Annotated in this window: 17 protein-coding genes and 1 riboswitch; of the genes, 9 read left to right on the forward strand and 8 right to left on the reverse strand. The window is 56.0% G+C overall.

The genetic code is table 11. From position 1 onward, the window contains the following. A complete protein-coding gene (locus VKV29_RS00855) occupies positions 1–1,506 on the reverse strand; it encodes a Stp1/IreP family PP2C-type Ser/Thr phosphatase (RefSeq protein WP_324199401.1) in 1,506 nt (501 codons plus the stop codon). Positions 1,507–1,618: 112 nt separating this feature from the next. Beyond that, positions 1,619–2,815 (reverse strand): FhaA domain-containing protein, encoded by a 1,197-nt coding sequence (locus tag VKV29_RS00860; protein WP_324199402.1) that lies wholly within the window; start codon positions 2,813–2,815, stop codon positions 1,619–1,621. Between the two features lie 232 nt (positions 2,816–3,047). Here VKV29_RS00860 and VKV29_RS00865 point away from each other — a divergent pair, with 232 nt between their 5' ends. The 4 genes from VKV29_RS00865 (at position 3,048) to fmt (ending at position 7,685) form a co-directional block, all read left to right on the forward strand. Continuing rightward, complete coding sequence (locus VKV29_RS00865) at positions 3,048–4,190, forward strand: hypothetical protein (RefSeq protein WP_324199403.1); 1,143 nt, start codon at positions 3,048–3,050, stop codon at positions 4,188–4,190. A gap of 161 nt (positions 4,191–4,351) precedes the next feature. Further along, on the forward strand, positions 4,352–5,953 hold the full coding sequence (gene ggt, locus VKV29_RS00870) for a gamma-glutamyltransferase (RefSeq protein WP_324199404.1): 1,602 nt from the start codon (positions 4,352–4,354) through the stop codon (positions 5,951–5,953). A gap of 120 nt (positions 5,954–6,073) precedes the next feature. Further along, positions 6,074–6,661, forward strand: a complete 588-nt coding sequence (gene def, locus VKV29_RS00875) for a peptide deformylase (RefSeq protein ID WP_324199405.1) — start codon at positions 6,074–6,076, stop codon at positions 6,659–6,661. A gap of 52 nt (positions 6,662–6,713) precedes the next feature. Further along, the gene (gene fmt / locus VKV29_RS00880; protein WP_324199406.1) at positions 6,714–7,685 is read left to right on the forward strand and encodes a methionyl-tRNA formyltransferase; all 972 of its coding nucleotides are present in this window, start codon (positions 6,714–6,716) and stop codon (positions 7,683–7,685) included. Here the strand turns inward: fmt and VKV29_RS00885 are convergent. Next, on the reverse strand, positions 7,665–8,453 hold the full coding sequence (locus tag VKV29_RS00885; RefSeq protein ID WP_324199407.1) for a sugar phosphate isomerase/epimerase: 789 nt from the start codon (positions 8,451–8,453) through the stop codon (positions 7,665–7,667). The two genes, fmt and VKV29_RS00885, sit on opposite strands and share 21 nt — an antisense overlap. Positions 8,454–8,585: 132 nt before the next feature. Next, a riboswitch (ZMP/ZTP riboswitch) is annotated at positions 8,586–8,670 on the forward strand. An 81-nt stretch (positions 8,671–8,751) separates the two neighbouring features. On the opposite strand from VKV29_RS00885, the gene purH reads away from it, so the two are divergent. Beyond that, positions 8,752–10,353 (forward strand): bifunctional phosphoribosylaminoimidazolecarboxamide formyltransferase/IMP cyclohydrolase, encoded by a 1,602-nt coding sequence (gene purH, locus VKV29_RS00890; RefSeq protein ID WP_324199408.1) that lies wholly within the window; start codon positions 8,752–8,754, stop codon positions 10,351–10,353. 92 nt (positions 10,354–10,445) lie between these two features. Here purH and VKV29_RS00895 read toward each other — a convergent pair whose 3' ends face one another. After that, positions 10,446–11,456 carry a Gfo/Idh/MocA family oxidoreductase gene (locus tag VKV29_RS00895; RefSeq protein WP_324199409.1) on the reverse strand — a complete coding sequence of 337 codons (1,011 nt, stop codon included), beginning with the start codon at positions 11,454–11,456 and terminating at the stop codon, positions 10,446–10,448. Between the two features lie 302 nt (positions 11,457–11,758). Between VKV29_RS00895 and VKV29_RS00900 the strand changes: the two genes are divergently transcribed. From VKV29_RS00900 to VKV29_RS00910, 3 genes are all read left to right on the forward strand, one after another. Beyond that, positions 11,759–12,814: an adenosine deaminase gene (locus VKV29_RS00900; protein ID WP_324199410.1), complete on the forward strand. Its 1,056-nt coding sequence runs from the start codon at positions 11,759–11,761 to the stop codon at positions 12,812–12,814. A 9-nt stretch (positions 12,815–12,823) separates the two neighbouring features. Further along, the gene (gene polA / locus VKV29_RS00905) at positions 12,824–15,604 is read left to right on the forward strand and encodes a DNA polymerase I (RefSeq protein ID WP_324199411.1); all 2,781 of its coding nucleotides are present in this window, start codon (positions 12,824–12,826) and stop codon (positions 15,602–15,604) included. 150 nt (positions 15,605–15,754) lie between these two features. Further along, complete coding sequence (locus tag VKV29_RS00910; RefSeq protein ID WP_324199412.1) at positions 15,755–16,309, forward strand: hypothetical protein; 555 nt, start codon at positions 15,755–15,757, stop codon at positions 16,307–16,309. Between the two features lie 369 nt (positions 16,310–16,678). Here the strand turns inward: VKV29_RS00910 and VKV29_RS00915 are convergent, their stop codons facing one another. The 3 genes from VKV29_RS00915 to ligA form a co-directional block, all read right to left on the reverse strand. Then, on the reverse strand, positions 16,679–18,430 hold the full coding sequence (locus tag VKV29_RS00915) for a SurA N-terminal domain-containing protein (protein WP_324199413.1): 1,752 nt from the start codon (positions 18,428–18,430) through the stop codon (positions 16,679–16,681). Between the two features lie 128 nt (positions 18,431–18,558). Continuing rightward, the gene (locus VKV29_RS00920) at positions 18,559–19,443 is read right to left on the reverse strand and encodes a sugar phosphate isomerase/epimerase family protein (protein ID WP_324199414.1); all 885 of its coding nucleotides are present in this window, start codon (positions 19,441–19,443) and stop codon (positions 18,559–18,561) included. A gap of 95 nt (positions 19,444–19,538) precedes the next feature. Then, positions 19,539–21,650, reverse strand: a complete 2,112-nt coding sequence (ligA, locus tag VKV29_RS00925; protein WP_324199415.1) for an NAD-dependent DNA ligase LigA — start codon at positions 21,648–21,650, stop codon at positions 19,539–19,541. A 141-nt stretch (positions 21,651–21,791) separates the two neighbouring features. Between ligA and selA the strand changes: the two genes are divergently transcribed. Further along, complete coding sequence (selA, locus tag VKV29_RS00930) at positions 21,792–23,231, forward strand: L-seryl-tRNA(Sec) selenium transferase (protein ID WP_324199416.1); 1,440 nt, start codon at positions 21,792–21,794, stop codon at positions 23,229–23,231. Positions 23,232–23,273: 42 nt separating this feature from the next. On the opposite strand, the gene VKV29_RS00935 is transcribed toward selA, so the two are convergent. Next, positions 23,274–23,684, reverse strand: a complete 411-nt coding sequence (locus VKV29_RS00935; RefSeq protein WP_324199417.1) for a DUF302 domain-containing protein — start codon at positions 23,682–23,684, stop codon at positions 23,274–23,276. Positions 23,685–24,064 lie beyond the last annotated feature (380 nt).

The raw sequence follows: 24,064 nt of genomic DNA on the forward strand, positions 1-24,064 counted from the left end.
TTATCTCGCTTGAGAAGTAGATGGTTCGGAGCTTAGAGGGCGCACCGGGTAGGCCTGAATAGATTTTAGTCGCCCGTTGTCAATGACATAGATCGTCCCTAAAGGTGCCACGGCTAAACAGGTAGGGGCAACAAGCGCTCCCTTACCGATGTTAGCGGCCACGCGCGTGCCCTCCGGTGTAAATTTCTCGATGCAGCGTAGGTCAGGTCGAATTTGATAGCGATTTCCTGCCTCATCTAAAGTAAGGTAAAAATGGGCAGTCGGTTTCGTTTTCTTTGTGGAAGTTTCCGGCGAAAGCGGAAGCTGTGCATTTACCGGAATAGGGCGGAGAAGATGCGTTTGTGGGTTGAAATCCATCAGCTTCCCTTGAAGGTTGGCCAGCAGGAGGTCGCCGTTGGGCATGATTTGGAGAACATCGTTGCGCAGCGGCATATCGAGCAGTTTTGTGGCGGTGGTCGCATAGCTTAGAGGCGCGAACACGGCGGGTTTTGACGGTGGTTGGAGCAGCACGACGGGCCGGGGAGGCAGTGCATGGTGAAACTTGAAGAAAGGATGGTATATCCAGGCAGCTTCGGCCATGGCAACCAAGAGCAGCAAAAACGTGCTAACAACCCAACCCTTAGCAACTCGGGCAACGGATTTGGGTGCAGCAACCGTTTCCGGTGCGGGAGCGTGGCGCCACGCGGCGGCGTTGTCGGTAGGGGTTTCCTCTTCGGATGGTAAGAGAGGGCGCACGGGGCCATAGCGCGCTACAATCGCGGTTACATTGTCGGAGCCACCGTGGCGCAGGGCGGATTCGACGAGCCGGTTGCAGGCCTCTTGAGGGTCGGAGTAGGAGACAAGAATTTGGGCGATCTCCTGATCGGTCACTTCGGTGGTGAGGCCATCGGAGCAGAGGAGAAGGATGTCGCCCACCTCAAGGGAGTGCAACGAGGTATCCACCTCTACATCGGGCGCGATGCCGATGGCGCGGGTAATGACGTGGCGATATCGATTCGCTTCGGCCTCCTCGCGGGTCATGCGCCCCGCCTGCATCTCCTCCCATACCGCCGAGTGGTCGGCAGTAAGGAGGCTTAGGCGCCCATGACGGAGGAGATAGGCACGGCTGTCGCCGACGTGCGCGATGGCCAAAATGCCGTTGCGAATAAGGGCGCAGACACAGGTGGTGCCCATACTGCGCTGCTCGATGCGATCGGCACGACGGGTGAAAACCTCTTGGTTGGCGGCCCGAAAGGCCTGAAGCAGGAGGCTCGGCAGCTCCTCATGGGGTCTTATCTGCAGAAGCTGATGGAGGGTCTCCGGCACCGTGTGCGCGGTGATTCGGGAAGCCACATCGCCCCCACCCATTCCACCCATCCCATCGGCAACGAGAAGAACGCAATCTAGCAGCCCATGAAGAGCCGCCCGGTCAACAACGGCAAAACTATCTTCGTTGTGCTCGCGTTTGTGGCCGACGTCGGTACGACACCCTACGCGGATCGGAATGGGTTCGGCAACTGTCTGCACGTTTTATCTCTCCCCTAATCGTGGCTTCGGCGGAGCAAGCGAACGACCAGAAGTCCAAAAAAGAGAAAAATAATCAGTAATGCAAAACGCAGTAACCCTAAAACGATCATGGTTAGCTTCCGGTCTCAAAGCTGAAAAGCACGTCCCCCAGTTGAATACGGTCTCCACTGTGCAAAACGGCGGCCTCGTCCGGCTGGAGCAGCATATCGTTTAGTTTTACGGGGGCACCTTCCAGCGGCTCAACGCGGTAGCGACCCTCATGGAGGAAGATACGGGCGTGCCGAATGGCCACATTGCGATAGGGCAGCACGATATCGTTGGTAATGCCACGGCCTATGTAGGTCTCTGAACCAAGCACGAAACTGTCGCGTGTCTTATCGCCCTCTAGCAGCAGTAGCTGTGCTTTCAGTGCAGAAGAGGGTTGAACGGCCTCCCCCTCGGCCGCAGCGCCGCCGAATTGGGCGACGACCGCTTGGGATTCAGGGATTGTTGGTTTTGCTAAACCGGTAGGCACCGGCTTAGCCTCTTGTTCAAAGACCAGATGGGTGCTTCCGATGAGGATATCGTCACCGGGCTGCAGCACATAGCTTTGTACGCGATGCCCGTTCACCCAGGTTCCGTTGGTGCTGTCGAGATCATAGAGTGTGAAACGTCCGTCTTTCTCGCGTTCGATGCGTAGGTGGCGTTTAGAAACCATGGGGTCTTCTTCCAGCACGAGGTCGTTGCCGACGCGCGGCGAACGCCCGATGTAGATGGCACTGCGCAGCAGGGGATAGCGAAAGACCGATTTTCCGGGTGTTTGGATTTGAAGGTAGGCCGTTGCCATGCCGGCAACGGTTTGGCTCTCCTCCCCGGCGCGACCCACCGCCGCAACGGTGCGATCTTCTTCTGCTGGGGGCATCTGCGGTGATGCTTGGGTGGTGATGCGGGCGCTGTAGCGGCTACGAATGGATATTTTAGGGGGATGTCGCTCCTCTACCTCTTCGGGCGTTAGCACTTTCAGAACAAATTCCAGCTCCCCTCGAATATGATACCGGTTCTGCCGACAGTAGCGCCGAACGGCCTCCTCAAGCTCCGCTTTATCGAGAAACGAGAGGAGATACTCTTTTTCCTCCTCATCTTCTGGGCAGAGTTCGAGAATGTACTGGTTAGGCACATAGGTGCGCGTGTCAAAACCCTCTTTTCGATTCTCCTCCAGTTCGGTGAGGATCAGGCGCAGAATATCGCGGGGGCGTACGTCATCGTTTCCACCAAAAAGTCCCTCATACCATTGTGCAAAAGAGCGATTGATTTTTTCAAAGATATCCATCTTGCCAGCCTCCTAGCGGATAACGATCGCATTATAGCTTCAATCGAGCAATGCCGTCAACGTAGGCCGTTTAGAAAGGATGGTCTCGAAAAAAGTTTCAAAAACCTGAAACGCCGTGAATAGTATTCCGTCTTTCTATTTGGAATTGCCGCTGCTCAAGAGTGTGCAAGCGGTTGCGTTCGATGAGGAAAGGAAAAAAAGCAAAGTGTTACTGATTTGGAGATCACGCCGCATGCTCATGATGGCATGCCTCTTCTTTGCAACGAGTTCCTTCGGCCGGGCCACCCGCACATCACCCATACAGGTCATCTCTCATGCACCGGTTGGAGCCGATATGGTCGCGCAGATACGCGCGTTATCGGAGAGCGGAGAACTCTGTTTCTTAAGCGCTGTTTGCCAGACACAACTGCCCTGTGAAGTGGCTTTTTGTCAGGCGGAAAGAACACTGAGGTTGCATATCGCTCTGCTGCATCGTGTCGAGCAGCTCGCCAATGGCAACAGCGCCTCCGTTCCGTTCGTGGAGCACTATCCATTCGATCTCACCTCTCCCGCGACAATGATATTTCGTGGAAGCGCCGTTTTGCTGATAGCCGCAAGCCGCGTAGCGGTGAGGAAAGGAGAAAAGGACGCGGCGCTGCGCTACGAGAAACTTCTCTTTCAGTTGGCCAAGCGAGCGGGAGCTAGCCCTTGCCTATGCGCTTGCCTGACGCAGGCCGCCATTGCACGACTCGCCCTTGAAAACATGCGTTTTCTCTTAGTTGTGGAGGGCAAGAACGGCGCGTTTGTGAAAGCAGCTTTGGCTTGTTATCGGCAGGGCTATGCTCTGCCGAATTTCGTAAACGCGTTGAAGGGCGAACGGAGGCTTTTGCTTCGTGAGTGCATGGCGACGAGGGGACAGGCGAAAGACGGGGCGTTCCATATGCTTGACCGCCTTCATAAGGCGCTTCCTCTAGAAGCCAAGCCCTACTGGCAGGTTGTGGAGAGGCTGAAAGCGCTTGATCTGGAGGGAATAAACGGTTCTGATGAAACCGGCTTGAAGCGAGGTGCTCCTCACGCCTTCTATGCCGACATCGCCAAAGTGCGCGCCGATGTAATGGCTCAGGCGTTGCTGACCCATTCGGCCCTCGAACTGCTCGCATTACGCGGTGCCTCTGGCCGGCTGCCGGACGGGCCGAATTTGCCGCACTGGCCGCGCGACCCTTATACCGGTCGTGCGTTAGGCTATAGCAAGATAAGGGACGGATTCCATCTCTATTGTGAGGACAGCGAGACACCTTCCTGGAACCGAGAGTTCTTTTGGAAACCGCAGGACGAACTCTTTCACAGACCGCCTAAGGGACGGCGCCCAGGCCTCATGGTAGCTCAACAGTCCTAGAGGTGCCAGAACATTCCGCCGTAGGTAGGCTGCCTTTTAAAAGACCTTCTTCCTTGCCGTTCTATGCTCGGCAGAATGCATGGTGCAAAGAGCGTCTTGAGTAGAATATTAAGGCGTATTTCAGTGTATAGCACTCTGTTCGGCATGGGAAGGAGATGAGCATGGAACAACATCGCGGGATCGTTGTGGCCAAACGGGGGCTGGTGGCCGCCTCGCAGCCACTGGCAGCGGCAGCCGGATTGAGGATGTTAATGGATGGCGGCTCTTTTGCCGATGCTGCCATCGCGACATCGGCTGTGCTCTGTGTAACGGAGCCTCATGCAAGCCACCTCGGCGGAGATGCTTTCCTCATCGTTTATGAGGCTGCCACGGGTAAAACCTACGCCTTTAACGGCAGCGGTAAGGCCCCGCAGGCCGCTACGGCCGAGCGCTTTGGCCCAGCCATTCCCACGCGCGGCGTGCTTTCGGTAGCGGTGCCCGGCTTGGTTGATGTGTGGCACAAGTTGCATCAACGATGGGGAAGGTTGCCGCTTGCCAAAGCCTTGGAGCCGGCCATTTCCTATGCCGAGCAGGGCTACCCGGTAGGTTTTCGCACTGCCCGTGTGTTTCGCGACTCGCAGGCGTTGTGGCAGGAGTTTCCCGATACGTTACAGGCGCTCACCGGTCAGGATCGTCCTCCTCAGGTGGGTCAAACCATACGGCAGCCCGCTTTGGCAAAAACTCTCGCTCTTATTGCCGACTCTGGTCGAGAGGCCTTCTATGAGGGCAAGTTGGCCGAAGCGATAGCGCGTTTTTGCCGGCAACGAGGTGGTCTGTTGAGCTATGAAGACTTGGCAAACCACCGCACCTGGGTGGGGGAGCCGATAAGGACGAGCTACCGTGGTCATACCGTTCATGGCCAGCCGCCTGTATCTCAGGGGCTGCTTTTGCTTGAGGAGTTGAACCTTGTGGAGGGTTTTGATCTTGCTCAGATGGGGCCACTGAGCGCCGATGCCATCCATGTGATGGTAGAGGCGAAAAAGTTGGCTTTTGCCGATAGGGCGCGATTCTTGGGCGATCCCGATTTTGTGTCGGTCTCTGTGGAGAAACTTCTGGATAAGAGCTATGCCGCCCGCCGACGCGAGGAAATTCGTATGGAAAGGGCTTCTTTTCCACAAAGCTACTCAGAAACGGCTCACGATACGACCTATTTTTGTGTGATGGATGGCGACGGCAACGCGGTAAGCTTTATTCAAAGCGTATTTTGGGGATATGGCTCCGGCGTTGTAGTGGAGGACACCGGCATTTTGCTGAACAATCGGCTTAGCGGTTTTTCTCTAGACCCCAAAAGTCCGAACTTCCTTCTGCCGGGCAAAAAGCCGTTGCACACCCTCAATGCCTGGCTTATTACCCAACAGACGGTGGGTGGGGAAAACGTGGCCTATGTGGGCGGAACGCCCGGCGCCGACTGGCAAGTTCAAACGAGTTTACAGGTGATCTGTAACCTGCTCGATTTTGGCATGAATCCGCAACAGGCATTGGAGGCTCCCCGTTGGGCGCATGGCCCTTCGGTTGCTGAAAACGGGCCGGCAAACCTTCTGCAGATCGAAAACAGAGTGGACAAGGCGGTGATAGAATCGCTGCGGCGTCGGGGCCATGAGGTAGCACCTATCGGCTCGTGGGCACATGGAAGCGCTTGCCAGCTTATTGCCCGTGATGCGCAAACGGGGGCTTTGCTTGGAGCTTCCGACCCCCGTTGCGATGGGGAGGCGGTGGGATTTTAGCGCGATTAATGGGTCTGAAGCGGTGTGGTTGCGTCCGGCCTGCTCGGCACAGTATAATTTAACTGCTGAAGAGTGTCAGTAGATGGGTTGCAGTGATGGTTTTTGGGGAGAGTTGATAGGATGGAAGAGAACAAAGAGGCGTTGGGACGTCTGGACGATAGTCTTAAACCACCGCCGGAGTTAGAGGAGTTTTGGCAACAGCACCCGGAGATCGTGAAGTTGGGCGACCCGGTGTTGCGGGCGGTCGCCAAGCCGGTTGTGCGCTTTACCAGAGAGACTCAGGAGTTGATCAAGCGGATGGAGATCATCATGCGCGATGCCGATGGGCTTGGTTTGGCGGCGCCCCAGGTTGGAGTATCGCAGCGCATTCTGGTTTACGATGTTGGAGAGGGATTGCAGGTTCTGATCAACCCTAAAATCGTCCATATGTCCGGTGAACAGGTCGAGCCGCCGGAAGGATGTCTCTCCATTCCGGGGTTGCGTGGCATTGTAGCGCGGGCGAACGAGGTTAAGGTGAAGGGGTTCGATGAACGCGGGCGGCCGGTGGTTAAAAAAGTGTCGGAACTAGAGGCGCGCGTTATTCAACATGAGGTAGACCATCTTGACGGCATCCTGTTTATAGACCGTGCCGACCCGGAGACGCTGGTTTGGGTGATTGAGGAGGAGCCTGAATTAGAGGTGGCCGGAGCCGCCGATTCGCGCCCTTAGCGTCTGATGGATGAGGCTTTGTTAGCAGTAAGTAGGGAGAGAGGCCTTAAGTTTGTCGGAGAAACTTCGGGTGGTATTCTTTGGAACGGCGGAGTTCGCCGTTCCTTCGCTTGAAGCGCTTGTATCGGCAGGGCACGAGGTGTTGGCCGTTGTGACCCAGCCGGATAAGCCAAAAGGGCGGGGCTTGCATCCGGTGCCTTCACCGGTGAAACAGGCGGCTCTTCGGTTGGGACTGCCGATCATGCAGCCGCGCCGAGTACGCTCCGAATCGTTTATCGAGACGATGCGCCAACTTGCCCCCGATGTCCTTGCACTTGCCGCCTTTGGGCAGATAATCCCCGAAGCCCTTCTACAGCTGCCGCCTCTCGGGCCGATCAACGTTCATGGCTCGCTATTGCCCAAATATCGCGGAGCAGCCCCCATTCAGCGGGCGATTATGGCCGGGGAGAGCGTGACGGGCGTCTCGACGATGTGGATGGAGCCTACCTTAGACACGGGCGATATTCTGTTGGCGGAAGCTTGCCCTATTGACCCTGAGGACACCACCGGCACCCTCACGAAGAAGTTGGCCGACATAGGGGCGCGCCTCTTGGTGGCGACGCTGGAGGGGTTGAAGCAGGGGACTATAGTGCGTCAAAAACAGAATGAGGCCGAGGCGAGCTATGCGCCCCCTATTAAGCCGGAAGATGCCATCATTCGATGGCATGAGAGCGCCCAGGCCATTGTCAATCGCATTCGTGCCATGAACCCCGCGCCGGGCGCCGTTGCGGCGATACAGAGTAAACGAGTGAAACTTTGGCGTGCGGTGCCTTCGGGGCAACAGTTTGAGGCGCCGGAGGGCACCATCGTCGCCTTTCAGAAGTCGCCTCCCGGTGTGGTGGTGGCAGCCGGTGGCGGCACCTCTCTTGCCCTCTTGGAGGTGCAGCCGGAGAGTGGGCGACGTATGGATGCTGCGGCTTGGGCGCGGGGGGTACGCCTAAAGCCTGGAGACCGTTTCGAGCCGTTACAGCCGATAACCGGATAGAAACTGAAGGCTGGAGCGCAGACAGTCGAACGGATCGCGCCGACAAACATCCTGCTCTACGGCATAGACCTCAACGCCGGCCTGTACCGCCGCCGGTAGAATCGAATCCCAATCCAGGTTCCCTTCGCCCACCGCGGCCATCACTGGGCCTTCGGGAACCACCTCTTTATCTTTCACGTGGATCACCGGTACCCGCCCAGGGCACTGTTCAAAAATGCGCACGGGGTTTACACCGGCGTGCACAGCCCAATAGACGTCAACCTCTAGGGTGAAATCGGGGCTGCCTTCTTGGATGAAGATGTCGAAGAGAGTGCGCTGACCGGGGCCAATTCGCTGGAACTCGTAGGCGTGGTTGTGGTAACCGAACCGAATGCCGGCCTCTTTTAGTTTGGCGATGATAGGCGCAGAGTCTTTAAGAAACTGGCGATATCCTTCGGCCTTGCGTTCGGCGTAACGCTCCGGCAACCCACCGATGGCTACATAGTTGCAGCCTAAGGTTTTGTGGAAGGCGATCTCTTCCTCGGTACGTTCCGCCAGGCGCGGCCATGGCCGATGTGTTGCAACACATCGCAGTTGGTAACGATCTAAGAGTTCACGCGCCTCTTGCGCGGCAACCTCTGGAGTCTCACCGTCCATGGCGCCCACAGCAGAGAGCTGAACCGCCTGGTAGCCGATATCGTGGAGCTTTTTAAGGCTCTCTTCTAGGCCATGGCGCGTGCGGGTGAACTCACGAAGGGTATACATTTGCGCGGCAATGATGGCTGCCATTTTCTTCCCCCCTGTTAGAAACTCTATCTATTTTCCCACACATCGCTGCGATTTGGCATGGCCGGTTCCGAAAACCATGTCTATTGATTTTTAGGGCACGGCAGGGTAGTATAGTTGCGCTTAGAAAACTTGGGACACCGATGCGACTGGCGTTTACAGAGAGCCTACTCTGAGGAAGCGTCGGTGAGGAGGAATGCCGTACGCCTGGGCGCTCTGCAAGAGAGCCTGGGCGTTTTGGTTTTTCGGCGAGATCGAGACGAAATACGGTTTATGCTTATACGAAAGGAGAACAAGAAGGATGGCTTATTCACAACCGTTACGTAGAGCCTTGCTCAGTGTGTCTGACAAAAGCGGGTTGGTGCCTTTTGCGAGAGGGCTTCATGAGCTAGGCTATGAACTGATCTCTACCGGCGGTACCGCCGCTGCCCTGAGGGAGGCCGGCCTGCCGGTAACCAACATCAGCGAGATTACCCACTTCCCCGAAATGTTGGAGGGGCGGGTGAAAACGCTTCATCCGGCGGTACACGGCGGGCTGCTGGCCGATCGCACAAAACCAGAGCATATGAAAGCTATCGCCGAACAGGGCATCAAGCCGATTGACCTGGTATGCGTGAATCTCTATCCCTTCGTTGCGGTGGTTTCCAGACCGGAGGTTTCGCTGGAAGAGGCCATCGAGAACATTGACATCGGCGGCCCGGCCATGATCCGCTCTGCAGCGAAGAATCATGCTGCTGTGACCGTCGTGACCGATCCGCGCGACTACGGTTGGGTGCTAGAGGAGATGAAAGCCAACGGAGGAGAGACCACACTGGCGACGCGAAGGAAGTTGGCTGCGCGAGCCTTCACCCATACGGCACGTTACGATTCCTTTATTAGCGCATGGTTAAGCGCCCGCTTCCAGGTGGAGGAGGAGTTGCCGGAAACCTTTGCCATCGCCTATCGGCAAGCACAAAGATGTCGCTATGGAGAAAACCCCCATCAGAAGGCCGCTTTCTATGTGGCCGATGGCATCACGGAGCCTTGCATTGCCAACGCAAGGCAGTTGCATGGCAAAGAGCTTTCGTTCAACAACATCTACGATCTGAATGCTGCTTTAGAGACGGCGAAGGAGTTTAGCGAGGAGCCGGAGGCGGCCGCGGTGATCATCAAACATGCCAACCCCTGCGGGGTGGCTTTGGGGAGCACAACCGCCGAGGCCTTTCGACGGGCGCGTGAGGGCGACCCGGTTTCCGCTTTCGGAGGCATTTTGGCTCTTACGTGCCCGGTAGACGAAGAGGCAGCCGAAGCGATCACGGGCAAGAATACCTTCTTCGAGGCGATCATCGCTCCGGGGTATGCGGCCGAGGCCATTCCCATTCTCACAGAACGAAAGGGATGGGGAGCCGATCTGCGCCTGCTGGAAGTTGACGATCTGAGAGGATGGCGTGAGAAGGCCGTAGGTACCGGCCTTGACTTCAAACGCGTAACGGGCGGCATTTTAGCCCAAACGCCCGATCATCTCGTTGTTACCGCAGCCGATCTGAAGGTGGTAACCGAACGGACACCCACAGAGGAGGAGATACAAGAGCTGCTTTTTGCCTGGCGGGTTGTGCGCCATGTGAAGAGCAATGCCATTGTTTTTACCAAAGACCGTCAGGTTATCGGGGTTGGCGCCGGCCAGATGAATCGAGTTCAATCCGTGCGTTTGGCGGTGGCACAGGCCGGAGAGAAAGCGAAGGGTTCCGTTATGGCCTCAGATGCGTTCTTTCCTTTCCCCGATGGGCCGGAAGCGGCTGCAGAGGCAGGCATCACGGCTATTATTCAACCGGGGGGCAGCAAGAAAGACCAGGATACCATAGATGTTTGTAACCGTTATGGCATCGCCATGGTCTTTACCGGAGTTCGCCACTTTTTGCATTAACAAACATGATGTGAGGTAGCCTCCGCGCAAAAGCAAGTATGCTGGGAGGCTACCCTCAACGAGGCGGATAGGCGAGTTGCTTTGTAGGGAATTTAGGCGAGAAAGACGGGTTTATCGGTCTGAATGGATTCAAGGGCGGCCAGGGCAATGCGCACGGCCTCTTTCCCATCCTCGGCGGTAATGGAGGGGGGAACCCCTTTTTCTAGGCAGTCGAGGAAATGCGCCAGCTCGGCTTGGTAGGGGTTTACGGCGACGGGGCTTTCGGGCACAGCGACGCCGGCTCGGGGCCCGTCGCCGCCCTCTAAAGCGATGCGAAGCGGCACGCCGGCGGGTTGGTTATGGTTATACTCTAGCAGGCCGGCGTCGCCTGCTATTTCAAAGGCTACCTTGAAGCCGCCTGGGTCGGCCCACGTTCCTTCCACATGAGCGATGCATCCGTTTTTGAAACGGAGGGTCACCAACGCATAGTCCCTATCGGGCAGTTGAGCGCCTCCAAAGCCGCGGGCATAAACTCGTTCTACCTCGCCAAATGTCCAGCGTAGCCAATCGAAATCGTGGATAATCAGGTCGAGCACACACCCGCCACTAAGAGCGAAATTACCATACCAGTCGTTCCAGGCGCGCGGCATGGGGCCCCCACGCCGTGTGCGCACGCACGCTGGGGTTCCCACCGCGCCGGCGGCGATCTGACGGTTGGCCAGAGAGAACTCTGGGAAGAAGCGAACGACCTGTGCCACAAAAAGCGGGATGCCGGCCGCTTTCGAGGCGGCAATCATCCTATCGCACTCTTCTAGGGTACGCCCCATGGGCTTTTCGGTGGAGATGCCCCGAATGCCCAATGCTTGCGCTTGTTGGCAGGCAGCCTCCACGTAATCGCAATGCCAGGGAGTGGGGCAACAGACATCCACCACATCGGGTTTAAGCTCCTTTAGCATCGCGTCGAAATCGGTAAAGGCTTTGGCTCCATGCTTGGCAGCGAGCGCTTGTGCAGCCTCTGCCCGAATATCCATCACGCCCACAAGTGTGGCATTTGGGATGTTGGCATAACAGTTTGCGTGCATGCTGGCCATGCCACCGGCGCCAACCAGTGCTACTCGAAACATGCCCTCGCTTCAATCCTTTCCCCTAAGCTATCGCTAGTTTAGAGAAGCCGATGCCGATTTCCTGCTTCCCGATCATCGCGCTAGGCTCAGAGTGTTGCACGGAAGGAGGAAAACAGCATGAGACGCACCGCCTTTATTCCCTGATCCTTCCCCCTGCCTAAAAAAGCGCGGCTAGGGTGAGGGAAGTGGATGACAGGCCACCAAAGAGAACGCCTTTCCGTTTCGTACAGATAAATTAAGGTAAAATAGGCGAAAACGGCGTTTCTATCGCTCGAAATAGAAAGGATGCTCTCCGGCCAACGATGCCGCTATATGCCGAACTTCATCGTCATTTAGGAGGTGCCGTCGTACCGCGCATCTTTTGGCGCTTTCTTCATCGGCACAACCATCCTCTTGCTGCGCACTACCCCGACTACGAAAGCTTTGAGCGTTTCGTAACGCGACCGCGCGCCACGCTGACCGAGTTTCTTGAACTTCATACGATGGTCGAGCAGGTACAGACGTTGGAGAATCTACCCTATTTCATCTCCAAGCTTGTGCGAGGGGCCTACGTTTTCGAGGGCATTCTCTACATGGAGCTGCGCTATACGCCGTTTTATCGAACCGACCCAGCGCTTTCGGAGGCGGAGCGACTTTTGCAGATGCGTGAAGTCGTGCGCACCGTGCATCAGGCCGCGGAATCGTCCGAATATCCGCTGATCTTGCGGCAAATCTTGTGTATGCATAGCCGTTTACCCTACGCCATCAATCGGGCGATTGTGGATCTGGCGGCATCGGAATCGGAGTGCGTATGTGGGGTGGACTTGGCCGGGCCGGATACGCTCTATGCGGGACGCCTGCACGAGTGGATGGACCTCTTCGCCTACGCACGTTCTTTCGGCCTGAAAACCACTTGCCACCTTTTCGAGACGCCCAACGGGCTTTATCCGGAGTTGTTGCCGTATGTAGACCGCATCGGGCACGGCATTCAGATTCCGTTGCGGCAACCGGAACTTTTGGAAGCCATCGCCGCACGAGGGCAGTGTTTAGAGGTTTGTCCAACGTCTTATCTGCGCACAGGCACCATGCAATCGCTGGAGGCGCTGCGCGAGGTGTTCGAGCGTTGTGGGAGGGCCGGGGTAGATGTCGTTATCTGTACCGACAATCCCGGTCTGCATAATGTGCGACTACCATTCGAGTACGAAAACCTTTTGACGCTTGACATCATCAATTTCGATCAGCTTCGACGGTGTCAGCAAGCGGCCTATCGTCATGCTTTCGCCTGGCCCCATGCCGATTCGCCGGATAGCCTCATCGCCAACATCACAGGCCCCGCTCGCCTTGCGCGAGCGGGGTATGCAGATGAGGCGCCTAGGTAGGAGAAAACGATGGAAAGTGAAAACGGTGTGACACGCAAACTGATCCTCATAGACGGCTATAGCCTCTTGTTTCGGGCTTTTTTTGCCGGTCAAGCGCTTACCACAAGCGATAAGCGCCCAACCGGCGCGCTCTATGGACTCGCTAACATGCTACTGTCGGTGCTGCAAACGGATAAGCCCGACGCCATCATGGTGTGCTGGGACGCTCATGCGCCCACCTTTCGTGAACAGGAGTTCGTAGATTACAAAGCCCATCGTCCCTCTGCCGCGCCGGAGTTGAAGGAGCAGATGCCGATTGCAAGGGAGTTGGTGAGCGCTTTCGGCATCCCCTGCGTGGAACTTGCCGGCTATGAGGCCGACGACATCATCGGCACCTTGGCTCAGAAGGGCAAGGCGGAGGGCTATAGAGTGATCGTGATTACCGGCGACTCGGATCAGTTGCAGCTTGTAGACGACGACCGTGTGATTGTGGAGATCACCCAAAGAGGGGTTTCTGAGCGAAAAGCCTATAATCGTCAGGCGGTCTATGATCGGTATGGGGTATGGCCCGAACAGATACCCGATTTTAAAGCCCTTACCGGCGATGCCTCCGACAATATACCAGGGGTGCCCGGCATCGGCGAGAAGACGGCCGCAAAACTGTTGCAACAGTTCGGAACGCTTGAAAACCTGTTGGAGCACCTCGATGAAGTGACGCCGCCCCGCATTCAGCAGGCGTTAAGGGAGGGGAAAGAACAGGCACTCTTTTCCAAACGCCTGGCGACCATCGTCTGCGATGTTCCTCTGGATATCGAAATTGTGCCCTATTCACCTACCGAGGCGGATTGGCAACGGGTACGCGCCATTTTTCGCGATCTGGAGTTTCGGTCGTTGTTAGCGCGAATCCCGCAACCTAGTTCGCCGCTGGCAGCACGCGAAGAGGAGGCACCGGAGGAGCGGTTCGAGGTGGCCTATCGCTCTATAAAGGATGCTGATACGCTCAAACAGGTTCTAGAGAAGGTTAAAGCAAAAGGGCGTGTTGCCATCCGACTCGAGCTGGAGGGGGAATCCCCGCTCGACGCCAAGCTGCGTGGAGTGGCTTTTGCTGTTGAGGAGACGGAGGGGAGTGATGGCAGTCTTGAGCCGAGCTGCTACTATGTGGCCGTTCAAGAGCCGAAAGCTATAGGGGGGCTTTGGTCTTTTACAGAGGAGGGCGCTGAAGAGACAAGCGCCCAAGAGACCGGCTATGTGGCCTCCATACAGGAGCTAGAGCCTCTGTTTAACGCATCGGGGATACGGCGACTGACCTATCAGGCGAAGCAGGCGCTCATTGTATTGCAGCGTCATGGCTTTCGCCCCTTGCCGTTCGATTTCGATGTGCAGATCGCTGCCTATCTTCTAGATGCGGGGCGCAGCGCCTATCCGCTGATGGATATCGTCGAAGCCCATCTGCACCGTCGTCTCGAGGTGGAGGACGCCTTCGAACCGGCAGAACGTCTCATGATCGAGGCCGGGGCGATTTTAGCCTTGGAGGAGCCGCTGGAGAGACAGTTGGAGGCCAACGGCATGACGCGCGTTTTCTATGAAATCGAGATGCCCCTAGTGCCGGTTTTGGCGGCCATCGAGCAGCATGGCCTGTTGGTAGACGTTGACTATCTTTCCGTTCTAAGCCAAAAGATGGCGGAACAGATCACAAAAATTGCGGCCGAAATCTATGAGTTGGCCGGTATGGAGTTTAACATCGGCTCGCCAAAGCAGCTGCAGGAGGTACTTTTCGATAAGCTACAGTTGCCGCGTGGTAAGAAAACAAAAACGGGCTATTCTACCGGAGCCGATCTGCTCGAGCAGCTCGCCCCGCGCTATGAGATCGCTCGAAAGATACTGGAGTATCGAGAAATGGCCAAACTGAAGGCCACCTATGCCGATGCTTTGGTGCGGCTCGTGCGGCCGGATACTCACCGAGTTCATACCAGCCTTAACCAAACGGTAGCAAGTACAGGCAGGCTTAGCTCTTCCGATCCGAACCTGCAAAACATCCCGATCCGTTCGGAGGTAGGGCGTCAAATTCGTCGCGCTTTCATCGCCCCCAAAGGCTATAAGCTGCTTTCTTGCGACTACTCCCAAATCGAACTACGGGTGTTAGCCCACGTTTCTGATGATCCCACGTTGATACAGGCTTTTTTAAATGATGAAGACATTCATGCGGCTACGGCGGCCACCGTTTTTGGAGTAGATGTATCCCAGGTAACGCCGGAGCAGAGGCGGCTCGCCAAGACCATCAACTTCGCCGTGATCTACGGCCAGAGCGCGTTTTCGCTTGCCACCACTTTAGGTGTGGAGACAAGTGTGGCGCATGAATGGATTCAGGCCTATTTCGCTCGGCTTCCGGGAGTAAAGCGCTATATTGAGGAGATAAAAGAGCTGGCTCATCGGCAAGGCTGGGTACAGACGCTTTTCGGTCGGCGACGCTATCTGCCCGATCTGCATAGTGGCAACCATCAGGTGCGTCAGGCGGCGGAACGGGCGGCCATCAACATGCCCATACAAGGCACAGCAGCCGACATCATGAAGCTGGCTATGATCCGTGTGTACCGCCATGTAGCCGATCGGAAGGACTGTAGCCTCTTGCTGCAGGTACATGACGAACTGCTGTTTGAAGTGAGGGAGGAGGAGATAGAGGCATGTGTTGCCGAGATCGTCCCTTTGATGCAGGAGGCTTATCCGCTTAAAGTGCCTCTTAAAGTGGACGCAAAGGTGGGCACGGACTGGGCTAACATGGAGAGTGTGGCGTTTCTTGCGCAAAGGCGCTAGCTATTTCTCCTTCCGGGGGCTATTTTAAAAAATTTTTCTAAAAAAGCCCGTAGAAATGCGAATTTGGCACGGAAATTGCATTATAATTGATCGAGAGCCTGGCGAGCAGGTTCTCGAAAGGCAAGTCCTATCACAACAAGGAGAAGGGTTATGCGACGATTTCATGCCAGAGGGCATTCTGTCCTTACTACGATGTTGGTAGCAGGTGGGCTTTGGCTATTGGGGGGAAGTGTGGGCAACGCGCAGTTAAGCTTTACCCTCCAAAACCCCAACCCAACCGTGAGCCCGGGCAGCACGTTTAATTTCATCGCCACGTTAACGAACACAGACGCTAGCAACAGTATCAGCCTGGACAGCGACTCTTTTACCTATTCTGACCCTAACGCTTCAAGTGATTTCACTGACAACTTCGTTAACACTCCGTCTGGCTTAAGTCCATCTGGTCAGAGTGGGGATAGTTGGACGGGCGATCTGTTTGATGTGTTTGTGCCCTCTAACTATACGCCCGGCACACTCTATACTGGAACGTACACGATAGACTTCACCGACAATGGAACGAGCAGTTCTGTGACCCAGAACTTTAGTGTTCTGGTAGGGGGCCATGCGACTACTCCTGAAGTCAGCTCTCTGTTAGGGTTTGGGCTTCTCATGTTAACGGCCGGTGGAGTGTGGAGCTATCGTCGTAGGCATCGGGTAGCAGCCTAAGTTCAGACAGAAACCCCATACTCGCTTCTCTCCTTGATGGAGAGAAGGGCCAGCAGGCCATTTCTCGCTGCGAGAGCTAAATTGCAGAGGCGGACTGAAATCTCGCTCGCCTCTATCTCGTGTTGCTATTTTCGTAGAGGGAATCATATAGGTGGTCTTAGATTAGAGAAGATCGCTGTGTGATAGTGTGTACACGTTCCGCATTGTGGAGAGCACGGTTGTGGTTGTTTTTAAAGCAGGGCCTATTGGTTGAGAAAATTATGTAGGGGCGACCCGCAGGGTCGCCCCACTTACGTGCGAATGGTCGGCAAAACTAACCGGACCTCTCATGCCTTTCCTGCCCAGGTTTACCTATCGTGCAAGGAAAGGTTACGGTTTTGAGGCCGCTGGATTGGTGTTTAACGGAACGGTGGCCTTGCCGCCAGGAGGTAGGCTAACGCTACCTTGCAAGGGCGAGGAAGCTTTGTTGGCAGCCGCCTCTTTTGCTTTATCCTTAGCCAGCTGCTGTTTTACCAGCGCAAGTTGTTGCTGCATCTTCTTGGCCTCATCGGGCAGGCCGAGCGCGGAGAAAGCGTTGGCCAGACGTTGGTAATACCCAATGTACTGCTGATCGGTGGTTGAGTTGTAGGGCGGGTCCTCCGCCAGATATTTGGCGATGAGTTCATACTGCTTTTGCGCGTCGGTGAAATCCTTTTGTGCAGCGTAGAGATCGGCCAACTTAAAGCGCAGGTCTCGATCTTCGTAGTTGTTTAAGGCGGTTTGGTAGAGTTGAATGAGTTGTTGGCGATAGGCCTGCTGTTGGGCCGGAGTGACCCCCTTTGCGTACAGTTTGTTCTGCTCGATGTTTTGGGCGACCATGAGGGCGGCTGTAGGATCGTTAGGGTTGCGTTTTAAAAGCGCTTCAAAGTCGGCATTCTCTTTATTTTGCAGCGCATCAATTTCCGCTTTGGTGGGAGCGGGGCCTGATGTAGGCTGGCCGAGTTGCGCCATGAGCTGCTTTTGTTGCAGTTGTTCCGATAGATAGGCATCAACATAGGGCTGCTTGTCGGGGTCTACTACCTGAATCTTAGCGTTATTGATAAGCTGCAATAGCTCGGTTTGCAGTTGTTGCTGGGCCTTTTGGGTTTGCAGATCGGCCACGGCCTGGCGGGCATTGAAGTTTTTAGGTAGCGCGATTTTCCGAGCAAGCACCTTGGCGAAGATATAACCGGAAAACAAGCCGTTCGTTTTGATGACCGGGGTGAATCCGTTAACCGGTGTGGCGTGAACGGCGGCATCGAAATCCTTGCCGTAGCCTAAAACGCCGAAGGGACTGTTATCGCTCATCATACCGGGCATCGGAGAGTATTCCGAACGAAAGCCTGTTTGAACCACCCGTACGCGTGGGTCGCTTTTTGCGAGGGCTTTCTGATCGGCGCCGGCTTTGGCTTGGGCCAACAGTTCGTTGGCCAGCTTTTGGGCTTCCGCATCGGTAAGCGGTTTTTGACCGGGCTTTGCCGGAGAAAGCGGCGAGTTCCCGATCGGCACGAAGACGGTGAGGAGATTCACTTGGGCGTACTGGTTCTGTGCGTCCTGCGGGGTGATGTGCTGTTGTCGTTTAAAGTAGGCGATGAGGGCTTGAGCGAGAAGCTGGGGGCTTTTCGCTAGCTGGCGACGCAGGTCGGCAAGCGTCATGCCCATGTTCTGTTCCACAAAGTTTTCCCAAGCCGAGTCGGAGGCTTTTTGCTGGCCGGCCTCCACGCGCAGTTGGTCAATATAACGATCTACATCGGTGGAGGTCACCTGTACATGGTACTTTTTGGCCAACTCCTGCAGGGCTGTATTCTGCACAAGCCGGGCAATGGCGGCAGCTTGGGCCTGTACGAAGGGGGGGCCGGGAGCCACTGCTTGGCCCTGCGCTTGAACTGCGCGTTCGTATTCAAGTTGCGAAACAGGAATGCCATCAATTTTAAGCACGGTGCGGTCGAGGTTGCTTGTGGCGGTAGGTCCGCCTCCTCGTCCCACCCCAACGAGCTGGTTCCAGGCAAAGCCGAAGCCCAACAAAATGGCGAAGAAGAGGGCGATACACCAGTTTAAGTTTTTTGTTAGCCTTCTAAAGTTGGTAAGAGAGAAGATTTTCATGAAAAGTTTGTGTCCTCCAATAGCACCGAAAAGCTAGATTTCTGAGCCAACGAGTATCATACCCAAAAGCGACTGGGAGACCATTATCGCTGCGAATTCAAACGGCTGCATCCTGTCATAAGTCTTTTTTAGGATACGTGAAAATAGCGGCGGAGATATTCCAAACAGGCTCGAGAGCCGTCTTCATGGGTGCCCTTGCCGTCGGGGCCGGTTCCGGTTTCGGGGACAAAATGGGTTTCGAGAGAGACGAAGCCCTGATAGCCATCCCGACGTAGCGCCGCGAACTGGCCGGCGTAGTCAATTTCCCCTTGCCCCATAACGCACCAGCGCGGTTGGAGGCCATGATGCTCGGTGGATATCATGCGGGCATCCTTTACATGCATGTGGGCTATCCATGGGCGCACCGCCTCATAGCCATCGGGATAGGGGCGTTCACCGGCAGCGAAGGCATTGCCGGGGTCCCAACATACCCGAAAGTGAGGGTGGTCTATGCGAGCGGCCAGGTGGGCTGCCTCCGCGCCGGTACCGACATAGCAGGCATGCTCGTTTTCTAACACCAGCGTTAAACCCTCGCGTTGGGCCAGCTCCAGCGGCTGCTCAAAGGCGTTCACGATGCGATCTTCGACCTCGGCAGTGTAGGGGCCGCGTTTCCAGAAGGTAAAAACACGCAGATAGGGGGTTTCAAAGAGGTGGGCTAGGCGGGCACATCGTTCTAGAATCTGCATCTGCTGGGCGAGATCGCGCGGCGGGGCAAGATGCAGAGGGCCTGCAGCTTCCGCCTCGGCGGCGGGTTCGATGTCGCATTTAAAAAAGGGGGTCGCGAGGGCGGCGACTTTAAGGCCGCGAGCTTGAAGAGCTTTTTGGGCCTTTTGAGCCTGCTCGTCGCTGAGATCGGCGATATTGACATTCCATAGCCCGCGCAGTTCGGCGCCTTCCGCGCCGTACTCCAGAAGGACATCGAGCGCATGCTCGAAGTCTTGCGATATTTCATCGGTGATGGCAGAAAGATGCATGGTTCTCTTTTTTCGGCACCTCGTTGGGCATTTACATTAGACTGAAGTTTACAACGCTTGGCCACCTTTGTCAAGGGGTGTCCGTAGAGCGTCCGCTAGGTCGCCTCGAGAAGTTCAAGAAACTCGGCTTCCGTGAGGATGGGAATGCCGAGTTGCTGTGCTTTGGTAAGCTTGCTGCCGGGGTTTTCTCCAACAACTACATACGAGGTCTGACGGCTCACACTGCTGGCCGCGCGCCCCCCCAAGCGACGAACGGCGGCCTCGGCTTCTTCGCGGGTCATGTGGGCGAGGGCACCGGTAAAGACAAAGGTCTTGCCCTTGAGTGCATCGGAGATGGGGGCGCTGCCTTGCGCCATCGGCTGTACCCCGGCACGCTTGAGCTTTTCGAGCATCTGACGGTTTCGTGGGTCGGCAAACCAAGCGACAATGCTTTCTGCGGTAGCAGGCCCGATCTCGTAGATTTTGGCCAGCTCCTCCACCGAAGCCTCTTGGAGTCGCTCCAGGGAGCCGAAATGGTCTGCAAGCACGGCGGCCACGTGTTCGCCCACGTGGCGTATTCCCAAGGCGTAGATAAGGTTGGCCAGAGGACGCTGGCGACTGGCGGCAATGTTGGCCAAAATCTTTTCGGCCAGTTTATCCCCCATACGTTCCAAAGGAAGAAGCTGCTCTTTCGTGAGATAGTAGAGGTCGGCGGGGTCTTTAATAAGACCTTTTTGAATGAGCTGTGCGATGTGCTTCTCTCCAAGTCCCTCGATGTTCATGGCGTTACGGGAAACGAAGTGCTCGATGGTCTGTTGGACACGCGCCGGGCAGAGGGGGTTGGGACAGCGCGCGATAGCCTCGCCTTGAGGACGTTCCACGGGAGTACCGCAAACAGGGCAGTGGGTGGGCATTTGGAAGACGATCTCATCCCCATCGCGTTCGGAGGTGACAACCTCCACAATTTCCGGAATCACCTCTCCTGCCCGTTGGATGATGACTGTATCGCCGATGCGTACATCTTTACGACGTATCTCCTCTTCGTTATGCAGGGTGGCACGGGACACGATGACCCCTGCCAGAGGAACGGGTTCGAGATGGGCAACGGGGGTTAATGCGCCGGTTCTCCCCACCTGCACTTCGATGGCTAAAACCTTTGTACGAGCCTGAATGGCCGGATATTTGTAAGCGATAGCCCATCGCGGCGAGCGACTCACCTGACCTAGCTCGCGCTGAAGGGCAAACGAATTGACCTTAATAACCACGCCATCAATATCGTAGGGAAGCTCTTCTTTACGGGTGGCCCACTCTTCACAAAAAGTAATGGCCTCTTCTATCGTAGAGCAAAGACGAATATTGGGGTTTGTTGGCAACCCCCACGCCTGATAGGTTTGCAATAGTTCGTATTGGCTTCGAAACTCCCAGCCCTCATAGTGCCCGACCGCATAGACTAAGAGATCGAGCCTACGAGATGCGGTGACGCGCGGGTCTTTTTGACGCACCGAACCGGCGGCTGCGTTTCTGCAGTTGGCAAAGGTTCGCTCCCCCCGCTCTTCTAGCTCCTCGTTGATGCGCTGAAACTCCTGATGGGTTAGAAAGACCTCGCCTCGTATCTCGATGAAAGTGGGGAAGTCGGCCTGTTGTGAATCGGAGGCGAAGCTCAATGTGGGCTGTGGGTGCGAAGCTGTCAGGCTTTTTTGCTTAGGAGCAGGCCGAAGCTGTTTTGGAAGCGACGGAATGGTAAGCAGGTTGGGGGTAACGTCCTCACCAACAACTCCATTGCCACGGGTGCCGCCTTTAACGAACCGTCCGTTTTCGTAGATTAAAGAGATAGAAAGCCCGTCTATTTTCAGCTCACAAACATACTCAAAACGGGTATCCGGAGAGGCGCCGAGCAAGCGGCGATTGCGGTCTTCCCAGGCACGTAGCTCTTCGTAAGAGAAGGCGTTATCGAGCGAGAGCATGGGAGCGCGATGGGGAAAGGGGGCGAAGGTTGTTACTGCCGGCTCGGCTCCCACCCTTTGCGTGGGCGAATCGGGAGTTCTCAGTTCCGGGTAACGCTCCTCTAACTCTTTTAGCTCGCGCAGCAGGGCGTCGTACTCTGCATCGGTTATTTCAGGGTCATCGAGCACATAGTAGCGATAGTTCGCCCGCTCTATCTGCTCGCGCAGCTCCTGAACGCGGCGACGGATGGCTTCGGTCGGTTGTGAAGACTGGGGTTCGGGCATGGATGGAAACCTCAAAGGAGATCAGGTTCTCTCGCTTCGCTTCGAGATGCCATTTGTCGGGTGAAGCGAGATAACATTTGTTGAGTCGAGATAACATTTGTCGGGTAAAGTTATACCACTGTCGGGTAAAGTTATACCAGAATGGCGGACAAGAAACACGATTCGGTTAGCAATGAAAGCGCGCAAGAGGCCCACTCGCTTGCAGAAAAGCTTCGTTCTCTTCCCTCGGTTAGCCGTCTGTTGGTGCACCCTGAGATACGTCGTCTAGAGGAAAACGTCCCTCAGACCGTGCTGGTGCAGGCTATTCGGCATGTGTTGCAGCAGATACGCGAGGAGCTGCAGACGAGTTCAGAGCGCTCTACACCTAGCTATGCCGACATTGTGAGGGAGGTGATAGCGGAGACACAGCGCCGTATGCGGCCCTCACTCTGCAGGGCTATTAACGCCACGGGCGTGATCCTCCACACGGGGCTTGGGAGAGCACGGTTGGCCGACGAGGCCGTTGAGGCGTTGTGGGCGGTGGCGAGAGGGCACTGCACTTTGGAAATAGACAGGGAGAGCGGGCGTCGCGGATCGCGCCAAGACCATGTGCGCTCCCTGCTTTGCGAACTGACAGGTGCTGAGGACGCCTATGTTGTAAACAACTGCGCCGGAGCGGTTTTTCTGGCGGTTACCGTGCTTGCCGGGGGACGAGAGGTTGTGCTATCGCGTGGAGAGCTGGTGGAGATAGGCGGAAGTTTTCGCATGCCCGACATCGTGCGGGCCTCCGGCGCGTTGTTGGTGGAGGTGGGCACCACGAATCGCACCCGGCTTTCGGACTATATGCAGGCCATCACCGAACGCACAGGGCTTATTTTGCGATGCCGTCCCTCCAATTTTGCCATTATCGGGTTCACGGAGACGGTTCCGCTGGAGGATTTGGTAGCTTTAGGCAACAGCCACGGCATACCGGTGATGGATGACCAGGGTAGTGGAGCGTTATTGAGCCTCGTGAAGGGCAAAAGCACGGTGCTCGATAGTGTTAGGGCGGGGGCGGATGTAGTGACGGCGAGCGGTGATAAACTTTTAGGTGGCCCGCAGGCCGGCCTCATTTTGGGGAAACGCAGGTATATCGAGCTGATCGAAAAACATCCGTTGGCGCGCGCGCTTCGGGTTGACAAATTAACTTTGGCGGCTTTGGAGGCCACCCTAAGGCTCTACCGTGATCGGGAGCAGGCGGCACAGGCTATCCCTACACTGCGCTACTTTCATCGCACGATGCCGGAGATCGCCCGTCTGGCAAGACAACTCCATCGCGCTCTTCAGCGGGTACTGCCCAAGGAGCGCTTTCGGATCGAATTCCGACGCGACTACTCGGAGGTCGGAGGTGGTTCTTTGCCGGAGGAGCGGCTCGATACGCTCTGTGTGGCGCTGCGAAGTGCCGATAATGAACTTTCCTCGGAGACCATTGCAAAACGCCTCCGCCACGCCCCCATACCGGTCTTCACACGGGTTCAGGACGATAGGGTGCTTTTCGACCCACGCACGTTGGAGGCGGAGGAGATCAAGGTAATCGCCGACGCTGTACGCACGCTTCTCTAAAGGCGTTGGAGACCGTTCTTCGGTTTCTGGAACCCGAACTCCCTAGGGCGAATTGGAGCCGAGCTGGGTGAGGGCGGCGACAATGCGCCGATAGGCCTCTTCGGCGATAGGCTTGAGATTTGGGTTCTGCGTGATCTCAACCATCTCACGTGGGTCTTGTGCAGAGACCTCGATGCTCGCTTCGCGCTGTGCAACTAACACGTTGCAAGGGAGCAGCAGGCCGATATGGGGTTCCGCTTCAATCGCTTGGGAGGCAAGCTGAGGGTTGCACATACCGAGAATGGTATAGGGTTCGCGATTAAGCCCCAGTTTCTCTTGGAGCGCTTTTTGGACATCTATTTCGGAGAGGGTACCGAAGCCCTGTTTTTGGAAGGCCTCTTTGGTGAGGCGCAAGGCCTCGGCAAAGGAGGTAGAGAGCGTGGTGCCTAGTCCGTAACGGCAGATTTGTTGCATTGATTTCCTCCAAACATAGATTTATAGCTATCTTTTTATACGATAGAGGCCTCGATTAGGTTATCGCTAAAAGCGGCGATTGAGGAGATTCCGCATTTTGCGGCGGACAGGCTGCGAAAGGAAACCATAATGAAGGTTTGTGCGGTAAAATAAAAAATGCATTCTCCCGATATTGGTAGTAGGCGGCTTTAGCCGGGGCCGATTCCAAATTTCGAACAAGAACGGGCATGCAAAATTTCATACGTTTTTTGAAAGAGGTGCGCGTCTATTGGCGGTTGATTTTGTTGATCGTCGTCTTGACGCTGTGCACCTCCGCGTTGAGTTTACCTCCGCCTTATCTCATTAAGCTGCTGACGGATAGCCTTACGCAGAAGGCACTT

Origin of the sequence: Chthonomonas sp., from assembly GCF_035294165.1 — a bacterium.
Taxonomy (GTDB): domain Bacteria; phylum Armatimonadota; class Chthonomonadetes; order Chthonomonadales; family Chthonomonadaceae; genus Chthonomonas.

Excerpts from the sequence above, each read along its gene's own strand:
- VKV29_RS00920 (WP_324199414.1), bottom strand. The coding sequence starts at position 19,443 with ATGCATCTTTCTGCCATCACCGATGAAATATCGCAAGACTTCGAGCAT.
- polA (WP_324199411.1), top strand. The coding sequence starts at position 12,824 with ATGGAAAGTGAAAACGGTGTGACACGCAAACTGATCCTCATAGACGGC.
- VKV29_RS00860 (WP_324199402.1), bottom strand. The coding sequence starts at position 2,815 with ATGGATATCTTTGAAAAAATCAATCGCTCTTTTGCACAATGGTATGAG.
- ligA (WP_324199415.1), bottom strand. The coding sequence starts at position 21,650 with ATGCCCGAACCCCAGTCTTCACAACCGACCGAAGCCATCCGTCGCCGC.
- purH (WP_324199408.1), top strand. The coding sequence starts at position 8,752 with ATGGCTTATTCACAACCGTTACGTAGAGCCTTGCTCAGTGTGTCTGAC.
- VKV29_RS00910 (WP_324199412.1), top strand. The coding sequence starts at position 15,755 with ATGCGACGATTTCATGCCAGAGGGCATTCTGTCCTTACTACGATGTTG.
- VKV29_RS00885 (WP_324199407.1), bottom strand. The coding sequence starts at position 8,453 with ATGGCAGCCATCATTGCCGCGCAAATGTATACCCTTCGTGAGTTCACC.
- VKV29_RS00895 (WP_324199409.1), bottom strand. The coding sequence starts at position 11,456 with ATGTTTCGAGTAGCACTGGTTGGCGCCGGTGGCATGGCCAGCATGCAC.
- VKV29_RS00935 (WP_324199417.1), bottom strand. The coding sequence starts at position 23,684 with ATGCAACAAATCTGCCGTTACGGACTAGGCACCACGCTCTCTACCTCC.
- VKV29_RS00915 (WP_324199413.1), bottom strand. The coding sequence starts at position 18,430 with ATGAAAATCTTCTCTCTTACCAACTTTAGAAGGCTAACAAAAAACTTA.
- selA (WP_324199416.1), top strand. The coding sequence starts at position 21,792 with ATGGCGGACAAGAAACACGATTCGGTTAGCAATGAAAGCGCGCAAGAG.
- ggt (WP_324199404.1), top strand. The coding sequence starts at position 4,352 with ATGGAACAACATCGCGGGATCGTTGTGGCCAAACGGGGGCTGGTGGCC.
- VKV29_RS00865 (WP_324199403.1), top strand. The coding sequence starts at position 3,048 with ATGCTCATGATGGCATGCCTCTTCTTTGCAACGAGTTCCTTCGGCCGG.
- VKV29_RS00900 (WP_324199410.1), top strand. The coding sequence starts at position 11,759 with ATGCCGCTATATGCCGAACTTCATCGTCATTTAGGAGGTGCCGTCGTA.
- def (WP_324199405.1), top strand. The coding sequence starts at position 6,074 with ATGGAAGAGAACAAAGAGGCGTTGGGACGTCTGGACGATAGTCTTAAA.